This is a genomic window from Echinicola soli, from assembly GCF_006575665.1.
In the GTDB taxonomy this organism is placed as follows: domain Bacteria; phylum Bacteroidota; class Bacteroidia; order Cytophagales; family Cyclobacteriaceae; genus Echinicola; species Echinicola soli.
In genome coordinates this window covers 2,512,289-2,529,958 of sequence record NZ_CP041253.1, presented here as the reverse complement: position 1 = coordinate 2,529,958, position 17,670 = coordinate 2,512,289, and the positions used below count along the sequence as shown (strand labels likewise).

13 protein-coding genes are annotated in these 17,670 nt (G+C 44.1%); 6 read left to right on the top strand and 7 right to left on the bottom strand.

Annotated features, from left to right (window positions below; all coding sequences use genetic code 11):
• Positions 1–288 precede the first annotated feature (288 nt).
• Positions 289–1,710, top strand: a complete 1,422-nt coding sequence (locus FKX85_RS10200) for a sulfatase-like hydrolase/transferase (protein ID WP_141614631.1) — start codon at positions 289–291, stop codon at positions 1,708–1,710.
• Positions 1,711–1,787: 77 nt separating this feature from the next.
• Positions 1,788–3,707: a peptide-N-glycosidase F-related protein gene (locus tag FKX85_RS10195; RefSeq protein ID WP_141614630.1), complete on the top strand. Its 1,920-nt coding sequence runs from the start codon at positions 1,788–1,790 to the stop codon at positions 3,705–3,707.
• Positions 3,708–3,794: 87 nt separating this feature from the next.
• Here FKX85_RS10195 and folE read toward each other — a convergent pair whose 3' ends face one another.
• Positions 3,795–4,493, bottom strand: a complete 699-nt coding sequence (folE, locus tag FKX85_RS10190) for a GTP cyclohydrolase I FolE (protein ID WP_141614629.1) — start codon at positions 4,491–4,493, stop codon at positions 3,795–3,797.
• Complete coding sequence (locus FKX85_RS10185; RefSeq protein WP_141614628.1) at positions 4,453–4,863, bottom strand: 6-pyruvoyl trahydropterin synthase family protein; 411 nt, start codon at positions 4,861–4,863, stop codon at positions 4,453–4,455. The genes folE and FKX85_RS10185 overlap by 41 nt, the downstream gene beginning before the upstream one ends.
• Before the next feature lie 403 nt (positions 4,864–5,266).
• Between FKX85_RS10185 and FKX85_RS10180 the strand changes: the two genes are divergently transcribed.
• Positions 5,267–6,001 carry a murein L,D-transpeptidase catalytic domain family protein gene (locus FKX85_RS10180; RefSeq protein ID WP_141614627.1) on the top strand — a complete coding sequence of 245 codons (735 nt, stop codon included), beginning with the start codon at positions 5,267–5,269 and terminating at the stop codon, positions 5,999–6,001.
• Between the two features lie 6 nt (positions 6,002–6,007).
• Here the strand turns inward: FKX85_RS10180 and FKX85_RS10175 are convergent, their stop codons facing one another.
• The 5 genes from FKX85_RS10175 to FKX85_RS10155 form a co-directional block, all read right to left on the bottom strand.
• Complete coding sequence (locus FKX85_RS10175; protein ID WP_141614626.1) at positions 6,008–7,615, bottom strand: L,D-transpeptidase family protein; 1,608 nt, start codon at positions 7,613–7,615, stop codon at positions 6,008–6,010.
• Positions 7,616–7,705: 90 nt separating this feature from the next.
• Entirely contained in the window at positions 7,706–9,358 is a 1,653-nt protein-coding gene (locus FKX85_RS10170; protein ID WP_141614625.1) for a L,D-transpeptidase family protein, read from the bottom strand.
• 129 nt (positions 9,359–9,487) lie between these two features.
• On the bottom strand, positions 9,488–10,336 hold the full coding sequence (kdsA, locus tag FKX85_RS10165; protein ID WP_141616756.1) for a 3-deoxy-8-phosphooctulonate synthase: 849 nt from the start codon (positions 10,334–10,336) through the stop codon (positions 9,488–9,490).
• Positions 10,337–10,339: 3 nt separating this feature from the next.
• Positions 10,340–10,891, bottom strand: a complete 552-nt coding sequence (locus FKX85_RS10160) for a KdsC family phosphatase (protein ID WP_141614624.1) — start codon at positions 10,889–10,891, stop codon at positions 10,340–10,342.
• An 86-nt stretch (positions 10,892–10,977) separates the two neighbouring features.
• On the bottom strand, positions 10,978–12,519 hold the full coding sequence (locus tag FKX85_RS10155; protein WP_141614623.1) for a bifunctional GNAT family N-acetyltransferase/carbon-nitrogen hydrolase family protein: 1,542 nt from the start codon (positions 12,517–12,519) through the stop codon (positions 10,978–10,980).
• Positions 12,520–12,671: 152 nt separating this feature from the next.
• On the opposite strand from FKX85_RS10155, the gene FKX85_RS10150 reads away from it, so the two are divergent.
• The 3 genes from FKX85_RS10150 (at position 12,672) to leuS (ending at position 17,632) form a co-directional block, all read left to right on the top strand.
• The gene (locus FKX85_RS10150) at positions 12,672–13,574 is read left to right on the top strand and encodes a mechanosensitive ion channel family protein (RefSeq protein WP_141614622.1); all 903 of its coding nucleotides are present in this window, start codon (positions 12,672–12,674) and stop codon (positions 13,572–13,574) included.
• 90 nt (positions 13,575–13,664) lie between these two features.
• On the top strand, positions 13,665–14,627 hold the full coding sequence (locus FKX85_RS10145; RefSeq protein WP_141614621.1) for a hypothetical protein: 963 nt from the start codon (positions 13,665–13,667) through the stop codon (positions 14,625–14,627).
• Between the two features lie 230 nt (positions 14,628–14,857).
• Complete coding sequence (leuS, locus tag FKX85_RS10140) at positions 14,858–17,632, top strand: leucine--tRNA ligase (protein WP_141614620.1); 2,775 nt, start codon at positions 14,858–14,860, stop codon at positions 17,630–17,632.
• The last annotated feature ends 38 nt before the right edge of the window (positions 17,633–17,670 follow it).

The following is a 17,670-nucleotide window of genomic DNA, read 5'->3' as shown; positions in this document are numbered from 1 at the left end:
AAAATGAAATAAATTGAAATTAAATTAATGATATCGATCAGAATAACGAAACTTGTAACCAATGAAATCGCTTAAAAAAACAGCCCCATCTAACAGCACCCCTTTGGTCAATTCAGGCATCCCCCTAAAACATGATAGTTTTTATTATATTTGAGGATATCATATAAAATTTCAACCTTTCTTTAGCCAATTAACTAAAATATTCGATAAACTAAAGCAAACCTATTTACTTCGATAGATTAGTTAGCAATTAATGACATTGGTAATTTTAAAAACGCCATCTACGAAATGAACCTTAACTATCTACTTTCAGCAATCCTCTGCCTACTAACAGCCTTGTCTTCCTGCCAGCAAAAAGACAATGTCCAACACACTGAAAAAAGTGTAACCAAAGGTAAACCCAACATCCTGGTCATCTTTACCGATGATCAAGGCACCTTTGACACTAATGCCTATGGATCAGAAGACCTGGAAACGCCCAATCTTGATCGGATCGCACACGAAGGTACTCGCTTCACCCAATTCTATGCTGCAGCTCCGGTGTGCTCTCCCTCCCGAGCCAGTTTGCTCACAGGAAAATATAACCACCATGCACGGCTCTTTGGCAATGTGGCACCACCTCATGCCGATCCCGAGTATAAATCAGGCCTTCCCACGGAGGAAATCACCATGGCGGAAATGTTCAAGGCAGACGGCTATAAAACCGGACTAATAGGCAAATGGCACCTTGGCCACAGCCCTGAAAAACTCCCTAACGGACAAGGGTTTGACTATTTCTTTGGACATCAAAGGGGATGTATCGACAATTATAGCCACTTTTTCTTTTGGGCAGGGCCAAACATGCATGACCTGTACAGAAATGACGAAGAGGTCTATTATCCTGGCCAATTCTTTGGTGACCTGATGGTGGATGAAGTCAAAAACTTCACTTCCCAAGACAAGGAAAATCCATTTTTTGTTTATTGGGCCATTAATATGCCTCATTATCCCTATCAAGGCGACCCAAAATGGCTTGAGCATTATAAGGACCTCCCTTCTCCGCGAAGGGAGTATGCAGCCTTCATCAGCACTTATGATGAGATGATAGGCGAGGTTTTGGACCACCTGGAAGCCACTGGGCAATTGGATAACACCATCATCGTTTACCAATCTGACCATGGTCATAGCACAGAAGAAAGGGCCTTTTTTGGAGGGGGCAATAATGGCCCATATCACGGCGCAAAATTCTGTATGCTGGAAGGCGGCATTCGCGTACCAGCTATGATCCGCTATCCAAAATCCATCCCCACCAAACAGGTCCGTAACCAAATGGCCAACAGCATCGATTGGCTGCCCACGCTGGCCGAACTTACCGGTACCCCGATCCCCAACGAGGATCAAATCGATGGAAAAAGTTTAATGCCGATCATCAAAGATAAAAATGCTCCCAGCCAACACGACGTACTCCACTGGGCCACTGGAGATCCTGAAAGCACCGGCAATTCCTGGGCTGTACGCAAAGGTGACTGGAAGCTATTGGGCAATCCCTGGGACTCCGAAAAAGAACTGACATTCAGTAAGGACGATACGCTCTACTTGGTCAATATGGCCGTAGACTCTACTGAAACCACTAATCTGGCCAAGCAACACCCAGACAAACTCCAGGAATTGTTTACGCTCCATACTGACTGGAACAAGGAAATGATCCGGCTTAAACACCAGAGTGAATAATAATCAACCATTCCCATTGAAGCCACTCGCTCATCCCGAAAGGCTTCACTTGTTTTTAATTGATAGATGAAAAACGAATGAAAACCACCTTTTACAACATTCTATTTATTCTTTTGATCTCAGTAAACGTTTTGGCTGGCGAGAAGGACACGGTCCATATCATCAGCCATGACCAGACCACCATCGTCACCAATCCCCAAAAAGGAGAAAACAGCTATACCAATTGGGCGGTCTTCCCTGATAAGGACGAGACCATTCGTCAAATCATCCTGAAAATAAAATTTGGCTGTCCGGATGGTATGCGCTGTGCCGACTGGGATTATGTGGATCATATCACCCTCAAAAGAGCGGGAGGCAAAAACGGCAAAATGCTGGATTACGAAATTGCCCGGATGCTCACACCTTACGGCGGTACCTTTGGCAATGACTGGGAATTCGAATGGGAAGTGGATATTACTGACTTTAGTCTTTTGCTGAGGGACAGCGTAGAGATCGAATACAAGCACACAGGCTACGAACCCAATGATGACCGTGGCTGGAAAGTGACCGTGGATTTTGAAGTAATCAAGGGCCAACCCATCATGGAACCTGTCAGCATCACCAAAATCTATCAAGGCTCCTACCGCTATGGAGACAAGGAAAACCCCATCGAGGAAACACTAAACCCCGTCGCAATCACCACTGAAGAAGCCGCCTCATTGGGCCGGTTCAGAATCATCCAAACCGGCCATGGCATGGACAGACCAGATGGATGCGGGGAATTTTGCGACAAGTACAGAGACTTTTACCTGGACGGAAAACTGGTAGCCAGCAGACAGATCTGGAAGCAATGCGGCAACAACCCGCTTTACCCACAAGCAGGTACCTGGATCTTTGATCGTGCCAATTGGTGCCCAGGAGACTTAGTCCAGCCGGATATTTATGACTTTGACCTGAACGCACCCGAACACACCGTTCAGCTTCAGATGGAAGATTATATATCACCAAAACCCAGCGCCAATGAACTTATTTCGGCTTATGTCATCCAGTATAAGCCCTATCAGGAAAAGCATGACGTATCCATTGAAGACATCATCATCCCTTCCAAAAAGGCCATTCACAGTAGAGTAAACCCAGCTGCCTTTGGCCCTACTATTGTGATTAAAAATAATGGAAGCAATCCGCTAAAAACCCTTGAAATCGAACACGGTACCTCCGGGCTAAAAACCAACACTTTTCCTTGGTCAGGAAAATTACTTCCAGGTGAATCGGACACGGTTACCCTGGAAGGAAAAATCCCACAGCAAGGCCGCCTGAATTATCAAGTTGAACTTAAAAAACCAAATGGGAAGAGGGATGGATATCAAGGAGACAATGTAACCAAATCAGCTTATGAAAAGGTAGCCGTACATGGCGAACAACTGATCCTTCACATTAAGACCAATAATGCGGCAAAGGAAAATGGCTACACCGTTTCCAATGCAAATGGCAAAGTTCTATTTAAAAGATCCGCAGGGTCACTGGTCTCCGACACCACTTACAAAGACACACTTAATCTGCCCAAAGGAGCTTACCGCCTGCAATTCACCGATAATGGAGGCGATGGCCTGGAGTTTTGGTACAAGACCAAGGCAGGAAGAGGGAAAGTCATCTTATTGAACAATGAAGGGCAGATCGTAAAAAGCTTTGATTCGGATTTTGGTAGCGGTTTTACTTATGATTTTCAAGTTGGAGAAGCCGTTTCCCCAATTGATGCCAATGAAATTTCACTCGGTGTCTTCCCTACCCGGGCGCAGCACTCCACCACCTTTGATTATTTGTCCAATCATCCTGAAGAAGTCACCATAAAACTGGTCAAGGATCCGACCGGTGAAGTGGTGGAAGAACACATCTATCAAGACCTTAAAGAAGGGGAATTCACCTTAAACCTAACACGCTACCCCAAAAGTCGCTATTTCTTCCAGGTTTTTGTCAAGGGAGAAATGATATACAATAAAAGATTAAGAGTGAAGGAGTAAAAAAAATCCGCCCCTGATGGCTTTATAAGCATCATCAGGGGCGGACTAAGAATGGCTCTTATTCTGTAAATATGACGAATAGACGAATTACTTCATCGTCACATACTGCATAAATTCTTTCCGAGTAGCCTTTTCCTTATCAAACTTCCCACTATAAAAAGAAGTTACTGTCTTACTGTTTACATCCTTTACCCCACGAGAAGACACACACATATGATGCGCATCAATGACCACTGCCACATCTTCTGTACCAAGGATTTCCTTTAATTCGTTACCGATCTGAACGGTAAGCCTTTCCTGGACCTGGGGGCGTTTGGCGAAGTACTGAACAATTCGGTTGATCTTGGACAGTCCGATTACATTGCCATTGGAAATATAAGCCACGTGTGCTTTTCCGTAAATAGGCACAAAATGGTGCTCACAGTGAGAAAAGAAAGTGATATCCTTCTCTACAAGCATCTCACTGTATTTGTATTTATTTTCAAAAAGCTTTACTTCAGGCTTATTCTTTGGGTCCAAGCCACTAAAAACTTCTTGCACAAACATCTTCGCCACACGTCTCGGGGTGCCTTTTAGGCTATCATCTGTCAGGTCCAGCCCCAGCACATGCATGATGTCTTTGAAATGCTTCTCAATCAACTCCATCTTAAGCTCATCATCCATCTCAAAGGCATCCTCTCGCAAGGGTGTCTCATGGGAAGTGCCGATATGCTCATCCCCTATTTCATCTATTGACCTGTCTATATCAATGCCCGTCGTATTCAACATAATTCCTTTCTGTTTCATATAATCGAACCGTTAGATCGTATTTTTCTTCAATTTCTTTCCTTAAAATATTCCAAATAACCACAGCAATGTTTTCTGCAGTTGGGTTGAGGTCTTTGAATTCATCTGTATCCAGGTTTAAATTTTTATGATCAAACTTCTTTATTACTTTACTTTTAATCAAATCACTCAGCACTTTCATGTCATATACGTAGCCTGTTTCAGGATTGATAGGCCCTACCAACTTCACATGAAGGTCATAGTTATGGCCATGATAGCTAGGGTTATTGCATTTACCAAATACTTGTTCGTTTTTCTCTTCCGACCAATCGGCATTGTATAATCGATGCGCTGCATTAAAATGCTCCTTGCGATAAACCGCTACTTTCATGCTAATGTTTCCATTTATGGATTTTTCTGAAAGAATAATGAAATTTATTTCAAGCTATCCCTATTTCAGAACAATTGTTTTCACCTATTTGTTTACGGGGCTCTCCGTCTCCAATGCCCCTGCACTCCCCAACTCCTTTTTAATCAAAAAGTTGAAGCAAATTTGATCGGCAAAATTAACCAAATATTATTTCAATTGCATCCCGTTTGATGATTAAGATCAGAAATCTTACTACTATCAGGCACCATGGATGAAATATTTTCAGCTTTTTTAACAAAATAACACAACCTTTCAGTTCATATTTACAATGATTACTTTACTTTTGCGTTATAAAGCACAGGAGTAATACACTAATGCTCAAATAATTAACACGCTTTCCACCGAAATAATATAAATAGAATATATGCTTAGAAAAACAGGACTTCTGCTGGCACTACTGCTAAGCACAGCCCTATTTGCGTACACACCCCAGCGTAACATTACTTTACAGCCCATCACGTCTACTGCAAATACTGCCGCGGAAATACTCATTCAAAAAGTACTTGATAACCTTGATGGCATGAATGCCAAAACGACCATTTCTCCCAAAGCTCTGGAAATGGGCATTAATGGCTTTTTAAAGCTAAGTGCAAAGGGCAACGTTTCTCCTGACAAACCGCTTACCATCATTGATTTCAGCCTTCCGTCTTCCCAAAAAAGACTATGGACTGTCGATCCCATCACGGGCAAAATCCTTCACCATACCTGGGTGGCACATGGCAGAAACAGTGGGGAACTGATGGCCAAGAAATTCTCTAACATCCATTCAAGCTACATGAGTAGCCTGGGTTTTTACCGCACAGCAGAAACCTACTCTGGCAAACACGGTTATTCACTTAGATTGGACGGCATTGAAAAAGGAGTAAACGATCATGCCCGCGAAAGGGCCATCGTCATCCATGGGGCTGAATATGCCAACCCTGAATTTATTAAAAAATATGGCCGGTTGGGACGGAGCCTGGGATGCCCCGCACTGCCAATGAACCAGTACAAGGCAATCATTGATAGCATTAAGGATGATGGCTGTCTTTTTATCTACGCACCAAACACTGATTATCTTCAGGCCAGTGTATTGATTGACATTGACAAAACCTCCTAAACCGGGTTAAAAAAACGCATTACTCACCTCACCCCCCATCTTCTGGGCCAGCTTCTTGTCGCTACCATAGACATCTTCTCTCAGCTGAAGCCCTCCGGCGGATCTCCACGCAGTGAGGTATAGGATCCATACTGATGGTTTATGCTCCAAATTCACCTGTTTTTCCTTCTCTAGTTGCATTGCACCGGCAATAGCTTCTTTGTCCCACTCCTTTTTGTCCTGAAGCAGTACAGCGGCAAAATCATCGGGATTTGCAATTCTTATACATCCATGGCTAAATGCCCTCTCATCTCTGTCAAAAAGCGCCTTGGCGGGAGAGTCATGGATATAAATATTATAAGAATTGGGAAACATAAACTTCACCCTACCCAAAGCATTGTCATCTCCTGGCTTCTGGCGGATCAAATAAGGGAATCCCTCTTCCTTTGTAAGCTTCTTCCATGGAACCTTGTTTGGTTTAACAAGCTCCCCTTGCCTATCCACGATCTCCATATTATGCTCAGAAAGGTAGTTTTTGTCCTTCAGAATAGCCGGTATCGTCTCTGCCCACAGAATCCCTTCGGGAAGGTTCCAATAGGGACTAAAAACCACATAACTCATCTTGGCCGTAAAAACAGGCGTTTGGTAATACTCCTTTCCCACCACAGCTCTGGTAGAAAAAACGGTATCCTGATCCACGATATAATCCATGAAATAATTTGGAATATTAACAAGAACTTTTGGTCCATCAGTGCTCAAAAAATCGGGCAACCACCTCAACCGCTCCAAATTCACTTTTAATTTCACCATTAAATCTTCGGTGCTGTAATTGATAGCACGCCAAAAATCCTCACCCAGAACACCATCTTCCTTAAGCCCGTGCTTTTTTTGGAACCGCTTTACGGCTCCCTCCAATTCCTGGTCATAAACTTCAGGCTCCTTAGACTTGGAAATGCCCTCCTCGCCCATTGCTTCGAGTGCCTTGCGCACCTGTACGACCACCTGATGGCGATCCCCCACTTCTAGCGCCTCTTTGTGTTCAATATGAGGTTTATCAAGGCTTCCTCCGGCTTCCAGCACTCCTTTCATCTCCTCTCTCAGCCCTTCATAGAGCCTATTGCCGGGCCTCAATTGATCCAGGACCTCGCTAAAGGAGCTTTCATTTCCTTTCCCTATTTCTATCAGAATATCCTTGACATCCAGGTCCATAGCTTTTGGCTCCATCTTCCACTTGGAGGACCTTTTGTCTGGATCCACCCTACCATAGTGCAGGTCGTTTCCCAAGTGGATAAAAGCTTCGGAAATCTCCAGTTCCAAACTCACCAAAGCATCAATTTCTCCCCCTTGGTTTATGCTATCTATCCGCTGCTTGATCGACTCATATTGGTAATCATTCCTGTCCAAACCATCTGCGGCAATTTCCTCGTCGAGCAGCTCGAAAAACCATTCCCCACTTTCACTTAGCCCCTCAGCATTGATCCAAATAGGCTGATAATCAAATACTCCATATACCTCCTCCAATGCTTCCCCCTTGAGTCGCTCTTTGAACTTTTCCAATGTATCCTCATCTAGCTCTGGGCTACAGGCGGTAAAAAACAAAAAGCCCAATACGATCCATTTCTGGCATCTATCCATAAAATCCCAACTGGTTTAGTAGTAAAAGAAAAATATCAATGACTGTGCCATTTTGTGAAAATCACCTATTACGATTGATTATCCCCATTCTTAATCAAGCAATAACGCTTTGGCAATTGCTTCATCTCGTTCGTAAATATCTTTTCTCAGGTAAGTCTTACCTGCCGGATCCGTCCATAAAGTCAGGTAGATCAGTACCACAGGTACTTTTTTCTTGAGCAGAACGGTTGTCTCCCTCCCACTTTCCATTCCCGCACGGATGCTTTCCAAATTCCATTTGTGATCACCTTCCAACAGTACCGCTGCGAATTCCGCAGGTTTCTGAATCCGAATACATCCGTGGCTGAACGCCCTAAGGTCTCTACTAAAAAGGGATTTCACAGGTGTGTCGTGGATGTATACATTATGTTTATTGGGGAAAATAAACTTGACCTGTCCCAAGGAGTTGAAAGTACCGGGGCTTTGCCTGATCATGTAAGGGAAATTTCCAGCAGAAGCCTTAGACCAATCGATCGATGAAGGACTGACCTCTTTTCCTGAATAGGTGAGAATTTTAAAGTGGTTCCTACTGAGATAACTTACATCTTTTTTGATCTTCGGGATCATCTCCCTCCGGATAATCGAGCTGGGAACAGTCCAGGTAGGGCTTAATACGATATAGGCCATTTCACCGTTAAAAACTGGAGTGGTGTGGTATTCCTTACCGACAATAACCTTAGATGTAAAAACAGTGTCAAGCCCATTATCTTGCAAATAGTCTAGTTGAAAATTGGCAATATTAACCATAACAAACCTTCCGTTCAGCACGGTATCCGGCAGCCAGCGCATCCGCTCCATGTTAACGGCTACTTTTCGGATCAGTGAAGCGGGACTCTCATTGAGTGCGGTATAGGTGTCTTTCCCGATGATTCCATCAGCCTCTAATCCATTTCGCTTTTGGAAATACCTCACCCCATCAAATAGGCTCGAATCATACCGTTCTTCCTCTCCACTATTGTCTGCCTCCAAGTCATTCCAGTATTGGAGGCGCTTCCTCACCTCAGGTATAAGCCTGCTTTCCTCATTCACTTTGATGGTTTTTCCCCGTAGCTTATCCCAAGGTTCCTCCATTGCTTCTGCCAACCTGAAGTACCGCTTCATGGTTCTTCGCATGCTCTTATACACCTGATACCGTGGCCACAGTGAAACCAGGCTTTCTTTGATACGGCCGCTGGACAGCCCCTCTTCCAATAAAGTTCCAAAACTCGTTTTGACATGTTTCGGTTCTATTCCCCAAGAATTTTGCAACCCTTCTTGAGACACTTTCCCCAAATACAAATCATGTGCTAAACTCAGAAAAGCATCAGAAAGCACCAAATCCATATAGGCCTGATGAACGGGGTTTTCATGATTCCGACCAGCATCCGAAGATGCTGCGATTTCCCTAATGGCCGACAGATGGTAGGAAGAAGGCTTCAATCCATCATACTTGGAATCTTCAATTTGGACCAACAACTCCTGAACCGCAGCATTTCCTCGCTGATCATCCGGCCAAGCAGGTGTAAACGCACGATCAGCATAAAATTGGATCAGCTCTTCATACTGTCTCAACAGCTCATCACCTACCCTAACAGGGCTACCCGGGGTAGACGCTTCCAAAATATTTCGGATTTCCAAAGAAACCGCTCCGCCAGAGGCCACAGATTGAGCAAACATCGCTTCACCAAACAGCAAAAAGCAACTGAGAAATAATAATGCTTTCATAAAAATCCACTTAAGAAAGTAAGTTAAAAACAAAAAGATTACGGCACTTAAAAATGACCAAACAATTTCAACATAGGGCTATAAAAAAGGCCGTCACAAAATGAGACGACCTCTCTGTATCTATATATATCATTCTATTTTAAAAGCAGCGTATTTCCTTCCCATCTCCCAACATTCTTTGAGCATTTGAAGGAAATCCGGCATTCTATTAAGTGGGATCATATTCGGCCCGTCGCTCAGTGCTTTTGCAGGCTCAGGATGGGTTTCGATAAAGAAGCCATCCACTCCCGTAGCCGCTGCCGCTCTTGCCAAAAACGGAGCAAATTCACGCTGGCCGCCACTACTGCCTCCTTGTCCCCCAGGTTGCTGTACAGAGTGGGTAATATCAAACACCACCGGTGCAAATTGTCTCATAGTGGGCAATGAGCGCATATCCACCACCAGGTTATGATACCCTAACGAAAAGCCTCGCTCTGTCAGGCAAACGTTCTCATTGCCTGTGGACCTTACCTTATCGACGGCATATTGCATATCCTCCGGGGCCATGAACTGGCCTCTTTTGATCTTAATGGCTTTTCCTGTTTTGCCAGCAGCCAGTAAGAGGTCTGTCTGGCGGCATAAAAAAGCGGGGATCTGCAACACGTCGGCCACCTCAGCAACTTCGGCCGCTTGATAACTCTCATGAATATCGGTAACCAAAGGCACACCCAGCTCCTTGCCCACACGCTGGAGTACTTCAAGTGACTTGTCCATTCCAATGCCTCGGAAAGAACCGGACGAGGTTCTGTTAGCTTTGTCAAAAGAAGCTTTGAAAACATAAGAAAATCCATTTTTCTCCGCTTCCTTCTTAACAGTACTTCCGATCTCCATACAGATATCAAAGCTCTCCACGGCACAGGGACCAGAAAACAAAACAGGTTTCTCTTTCCCAAGCACCACCTGGTCAGTGATCTGCATGGGTTGTGTAAATACAGGCATCATTTATTTCTCCTTCAACTGATTAATAATCTTTTTAAGTTGTCCTTGCGAACTCAATATTAAATCGGCCACTTCCCTGAAGACACCTCTGCCTCCATTGAGCGACGAAACCATATCTACCGCATCTTTCACATAGGGCAAGGCGTCCTTCGGCGCCACAGAAAGCCCCACCCTGATCAATAAAGGCAAATCAATAAGGTCATCTCCGATATACGCGCACTCATCCATATCGAGTTTCATCCCATCAAGCACTTCTTCCAGCTTCTCTCGTTTATTTTTTATGCCATGGTAGTGAAAATCAAATCCAAGTTCCTCACATCTGCTTCTCACCACGGGGGAATTTCTACCGGTAATGGCGCCTACTTTGATCCCATGCTTTTGGAGCACTTTTACAATGAGCCCATCCTTGACATTGAATTTCTTGAATTCGAGGTAATGGTCATCATAAATAACCCCACCATCCGTCAGCACTCCGTCCACATCGGTAATTAGGAGCTTAATTTTGGCTGCTTTTGTGACTACTTTTTCATCTATCCCTTTAAGGTAATTTTCCATGATTTGTTATTAGGATATTAGTTATTGGTTTTTGGTTATTAGGTGGACAGGCTAGGGCTCATGGCCAACGTCATTTTCCACATCAATCACTTTCGCTTCCACTGAATGGAATAAAGGTCCAGTCTCCGCTGGGCAAGGTTCCTCACGCTGCCCATTTTTCGCAGCTTGGTCAGCAAATCCAAATCCACATCGGCAACGATGGTCGTTTCAGTATTTAAGGACGCTTCCGCAATTACCGCATCATGGGGAAAGGAAAAATCAGATGGAGAATAAATCGCCGCCTGGGAATGCTGGATATCCATATTTTCTACTCTTGGTAGATTCCCTACAGAACCTGTTATGGCCACATAACACTCATTTTCGACGGCTCTGGCCTTGGCACAGGTACTCACACGAAGGTAGGCATTTTTGGTATCCGTCCAGAAAGGCACGAATAAAATATCCATCTCCTGCTCAGCAAGTATCCTGCCTAGCTCCGGAAACTCCACATCATAACAGATCAAAATCCCGATCCTACCCGCGTCTGTATTAAACACACTGATACCATTTCCTCCCTGTAAGCCCCAATAGGCCTGCTCATCAGGAGTAATGTGTAACTTATATTGCTTGTCGATAGTACCGTCCCTTCTGCATAGATAGCTTACATTTCTCAGTTTTTTACCGTCATATTCGGGCATACTCCCTGCAATGATGTTCACATTATAGGAAAGAGCCAGGTCCCTCATGCGGGACAGCACCTCTTCGGTATAATCCGCCAAATTCCGAATAGCTTCAGAAGCATCCATATCATTAAAATCCGCTAACAAAGGAGCATTGAAAAACTCTGGTAAAAGGCAAAAATCCGATTTATAGCCGGAAACAGTATCCACAAAAAACTCCACCTGTTGCATCAGATCATCCACATCCTTAAACCGTCTCATTTTCCACTGCACCAGTCCCAGCCGGACAATAGACTTGCTGTTTCCAATGAGCTTTTCATCTTTCTCATAGTAGATATTGTTCCACTCCAATAGGGTCGCGAATGCCTTGGAATCCTTGTCTTCCGGCAAATATTTGGTGATAACTTTTCGGACATGGAATTCATTAGCCAGCTGAAAAGAGAGCACTGGATCATAGATCTCCTTGTTCTTCACCAATTCTATATACTTTCTTGGGGTCATTTGCTCCGAATATTTGCTATACCCGGGAATTCGCCCACCAGCGATGATGGACCGTAAATTAAGGTTTTCGCAAAGCTCCTTTCTGGCATCATACAGCCTTCTCCCCAGCCTCAGCCCTCGATACTCAGGGTGAACAAACACATCGGTACCGTATAGGGTGTCTCCATTTTCCAGATCATGCGTGTCAAACTTGCCAAACCCGGTGATTTCATCATAGGTATGGCTATCGCCAAACTGGGAATACTCCACTACCACGCTCAGGGCCACTGCCACCACTTTTCCATTATCCTCGATACAAATTTGCCCTTCAGAAAATGCTTTTATCTGATTTTTAAGCTCTTGCCTCGTATAAGACATTCCTTTTTGCTCGTAAATCAGTGTCATCAACTCCCGGATGTCATTGTAATCGGATAGATGAATATTCCTGAGCTTAAGCCTGTGCTCCAGTTCCTCTTTTTGCTTACTCATATCACTTCATATTTATAGTTACAAATATCTTAAACTATCTGTATCTAACCCATGCCAATAATAATTAAATCAGTCAGTTTTCAACTGGTTTCACAATATAAATATTATTATTTTGTGTTCACTTTATCATATGGCTACACTAGAAGAACAATATGGAAGACCTTATAAATGATGTACAGAAAAATGGGATAGGAGCTTTTTTGGAGCGATTAAATGATTTTTTGGAGTATACTCTCGTCACGCTCGGAAGCTCTAAACTTACCGTAGGACTCCTTATTGCTCTGATCTTTTCGGTTTTTATACTGGTAATAGTTACCGAATGGGTCAAAAAAATAATTGTCCATAAAGTCCTTACCCGTTACCAAATGGATATCGGCACCCGGCAATCTGTCGGAACTATCATTAGGTATATATTGCTGATCGGTGGTTTTGTGATCATTATACAAAACTCTGGAATAGACCTCAGTGCACTGGGCATTCTAGCCGGCGCATTAGGCGTAGGTATTGGTTTTGGTTTGCAAAACATCACCAATAACTTTATCAGTGGACTGATCATCTTATTTGAAAGGCCTATCAAAGTCGGTGACCGTATCGAAGTAGGTGACGTGAATGGTGATGTCATCAAAATCAGCTCCCGGTCTACCATGATCGTCACTAATGACAACATCTCCATCATCGTCCCCAACAGCCAGTTTATTGATAGTCCTGTTATCAACTGGTCTCACAATGATCGTAACATCCGTTTTAACTTTCCTGTAGGTGTTTCCTATAAAGAAGATCCCCAAAAGATCAAAACAGTCCTAATGAACGTGGCCACAGCCAATGAAGGCGTCCTTAAGACCCCTCCACCTGATGTACTGTTTATTGAATATGGGGATAATAGCATCAACTTTATCCTCCGTGTCTGGACCTCCCAATATATCAATAAACCACAGGTCCTCAAGAGCCAACTTTACTACGAAATCTTCAGAAGATTTAATGAAGAAGGCATTGAAATCCCTTTCCCACAAAGAGATTTGCATTTAAAATCAGGATTTGAAAAGTTGGACAATTAATTGTTTATTTACGGTATCAACACGTTTAAAACCAACAAGAAGTAATTCAAATCTGTACCCAAAACAGATTGATGTTCACGTATTAAATGCATGAGATACTTACTTTGTACAGTACTCTTGGCGATCACTTTGCTTGAAGCGAATGCCCAAAGCTTTAATCGCTTTAAGTTTGAAGAGCCGTGGTCTTTCGGCGTAGGTGGTGGCGTCACCCAGTATTTTGGAGAGCTATACTCTCTATGGAAATATTATGAAGGTGTACAACCCGACTATAATATTAACATCAATGTACGCCGGACAATCGGGACAAACACCCGCCTTCGGCTGGATGCATCTTATATCCAAATGTCCGGACAAGATTACCCTTCTGACCCCAGGGCGTACCGCTATCCACGTGAACTTCATTTCAGGGCCAGGAATGTAGAATTGGCTTTTCTAGCAGAATACCACTATAAGCCTGTCAAACTGTACAATATCACCCGGCACTTTCTTAATTGGTATGTCTTCGCTGGAGTAGGCGCCACTACCAACACCCCAAAAGCCCAACTGGACGGAGAATGGTATAACCTAAGACCTTTGGCATTGGAAAACAATGAATATCCAGCAGTAGTTATGGTCTTTCCCATGGGACTGGGGATGAAGTATAAACTCAATGTCTATACCGATCTCTTTATTGAAGGCAATTACCGTTTTACCCTTTCAGATTACTTGGATGATATCAGCGCCTACAACATCCGTGATTCTTACCAGAGCTTATTGGCGAGCTATGGAGAAAATGGAGAGGGCCCTATGCCAGAACGGTTACGGCTTGCTGTAAAAAACCCTCGTTACCTTGACGACAATGGGATGCCTGATACCGAGAAAATCCGTGAAGCGGTCTATATTGACAAGAATGGTGAATTCCAACATAAAATCCGTCGCGGAAGTGGCTTGGACCATCGGTACGATGGCTATTTCACCCTAAATGTGGGCGTAGAAATCTACCTCTCGCAGGATATCTGGGAAAACTGGCTGAGAAGAGGCCGCACAAAGCGCCGTGGCTGGAGATTCTGGTAATGGTTTGATGTTAGCCCTTGGATATTAAATTTTAGACTAAGAAAGTAGCAAGATTCAAGTATCATGTATCAAGAAAGGGACAGCAAGAGCATATCTTCTCCAGGGTAATCTTGACAATAGCTACCTGATACTTTTCTCTCCGACTGATACTTCGGCAATCCATCGACATATCCCATTTATTTTTTTATTTTTGCAACCAATCCTATACTAAGCAACAATTTTGTTAAAAAATGGCTGATTATAATTTTCAAGAGATCGAAAAGAAATGGCAGGAAAGATGGGAAGCATCCCAAATCTTCAATGCCAAGATAGACCCTCAAAGACCTAAGTTTTACAGTTTGGACATGTTTCCCTACCCTTCTGGTGCAGGACTACATGTGGGGCACCCACTAGGATATATAGCCTCGGATATTGTCTCCCGCTTCAAGCGGCTTCAAGGGTATAATGTCCTGCACCCCATGGGCTACGATTCCTTTGGGCTTCCTGCGGAACAATACGCCATCCAGACTGGACAGCATCCAGCCATTACCACAGAAGAAAATATCAAACGCTACACTGAGCAACTTAAAAATATAGGCTTTGCTTTTGACTGGAACAAGGAGGTCCGGACCTCTGATCCTTCTTACTATAAATGGACTCAGTGGATTTTCATGCAGCTGTTTGACAGTTACTATGATAAGACTGAAGACAAGGCCAAAGAAATCAACGACCTGATCAGCATCTTCGAAAAGGAAGGAAACGCCAATATCAATGTGGTATGCGATGAAGATACCAAAACCTTTACCGCTAGCGAGTGGAAGGGGTATTCAGAAAAAGAACAGCAACAAACCTTGCTGCAATATCGCCTGACCTATCTCGCCGAAACCACCGTAAACTGGTGTCCGGCACTTGGAACTGTACTTTCCAATGACGAAGTCAAAGACGGCTTTTCTGAGCGTGGCGGTCATCCCGTAGAACGCAAAAAAATGATGCAATGGAGCATGCGCATTACTGCGTACGCAGAACGACTCCTCAATGACCTTGACAAAGTAGATTGGCCAGAACCGATCAAAGAGATGCAGCGGAACTGGATCGGACGTTCAGTGGGTGCCGAGATGGTCTTTCAGGTCAAGGATAAAGCACAACAGATCAAAGTCTTCACCACGCGTATAGACACCATTTATGGGGTAACCTATTTAGCCTTGGCTCCTGAAAGTGAACTGGCAGCCGAATTGATCACCGATGATCAGCGCAAAGAAGCAGAAGCCTACATCCAAGTAGCCAAAAACCGCTCCGAAAGGGACCGCATGAGCGATGTCAAGACCATCTCAGGTGCCTTCACTGGCAGCTATGCCATCAACCCTTTTAACGGAGAAGAAATCCCTGTTTGGATAGCCGATTATGTTTTGGCAGGCTATGGAACGGGGGCCGTAATGGCCGTCCCTGCCCATGATGAACGCGATTATAACTTTGCCAACCACTTTGGACTGGAAGTCCGACAGGTACTGGAGGGCAGCATGGAAAACGGCTCCTTCCCTGGCCGCGATGGCATCGCCATGAATTCCGGCTTCCTCAATGGTCTGGTCATGAAAGATGCCATGGATAAGGCCATTGAATTCCTTGAAGATAAGAAAATCGGTAAAGGAAAAATCCAATACAGGATGCGTGATGCCATCTTTACCCGGCAGCGCTACTGGGGAGAACCTCTTCCTGTATACTTTAAGGATGGCATTCCATATTTGGTGGATAAGAAAGACCTCCCTATAGTGCTTCCTGAAGTGGACAAGTACCTTCCTACAGAAGACGGAGAGCCACCCTTGGGCCGAGCCACAGACTGGACTTATAATGTGGACGGAGAAGCATACCCACTTGAGCTCAGCACCATGCCGGGCTGGGCAGGTTCCTCCTGGTATTTCCTCCGCTACATGGATTCCCAAAACAACACAGAATTTGTCAGCAAAGATGCCCAACAGTATTGGGAAGCGGTGGATTTATACATCGGTGGGGCCGAACACGCCACTGGCCACTTGCTTTACAGCCGGTTCTGGACCAAGTTTCTATACGACAAAGGATTGATAACGATTGTCGAGCCCTTCAAAAAAATGATCAACCAAGGCATGATCCAAGGACGATCCAATTTTGTATACAGAATCAAGGGTTCCAATAAATTTGTCAGCCATGGTCTTCGCAAAGACCATGATACAGCAGCCATGCACGTGGATGTTAACATTGTGCATAACGACCAGCTGGACCTGGACAAATTCAAAGCGTGGCGACCGGATCTGGCTGATGCTGAATTCATACTTGAAGATGGTAAGTACATTTGCGGCGCTGAAGTCGAGAAAATGTCCAAGTCAAAATATAATGTGGTCAATCCTGACGACATCATCGAACGTTATGGAGCAGACACCCTTCGATTATATGAAATGTTCCTGGGACCACTGGAGCAGTTCAAACCTTGGAATACCAATGGTATCGACGGCGTATCCAAGTTTCTTAAAAAGCTCTGGAGATTATTTCACGACAAAAACGGTAACTTTACCATCTCCGATGCCCAGCCAACCAAGGATGAGCTAAAAACACTCCACAAAACCATTAGAAAAGCCGAGGAGGACATGAACAATTACTCGTTCAACACCTCGGTGTCCAGTTTTATGATTTGTGTGAATGAGCTTTCTGCACTGAAGTGCAACAAAAAGGAAATTCTGGAGCCATTGACCATTATCATTTCACCATATGCCCCGCACATAGCGGAAGAGCTTTGGTCGCTAATGGGGAATGACCGATCTGTCCTGGAAGCAGCCTTCCCTAAATTCAATGAAGAACACCTTACCGAAGATGCACATGAATACCCTATTTCTATCAACGGTAAAATGAGGGTAAAACTTCCTATTTCCCTAAGTCTTAGCAAAGAGGAAATTGAAAAAACAGCGCTTGCTGATGCCAACGTGCAAAAGTGGTTGGATGGCAAAACGCCTAAAAAAATCATCGTAGTGCCTGGCAAGATTGTTAATATTGTGGTCTAAGGCTGATTATCAAGAATCCAAACACCCGTTGATTTTGA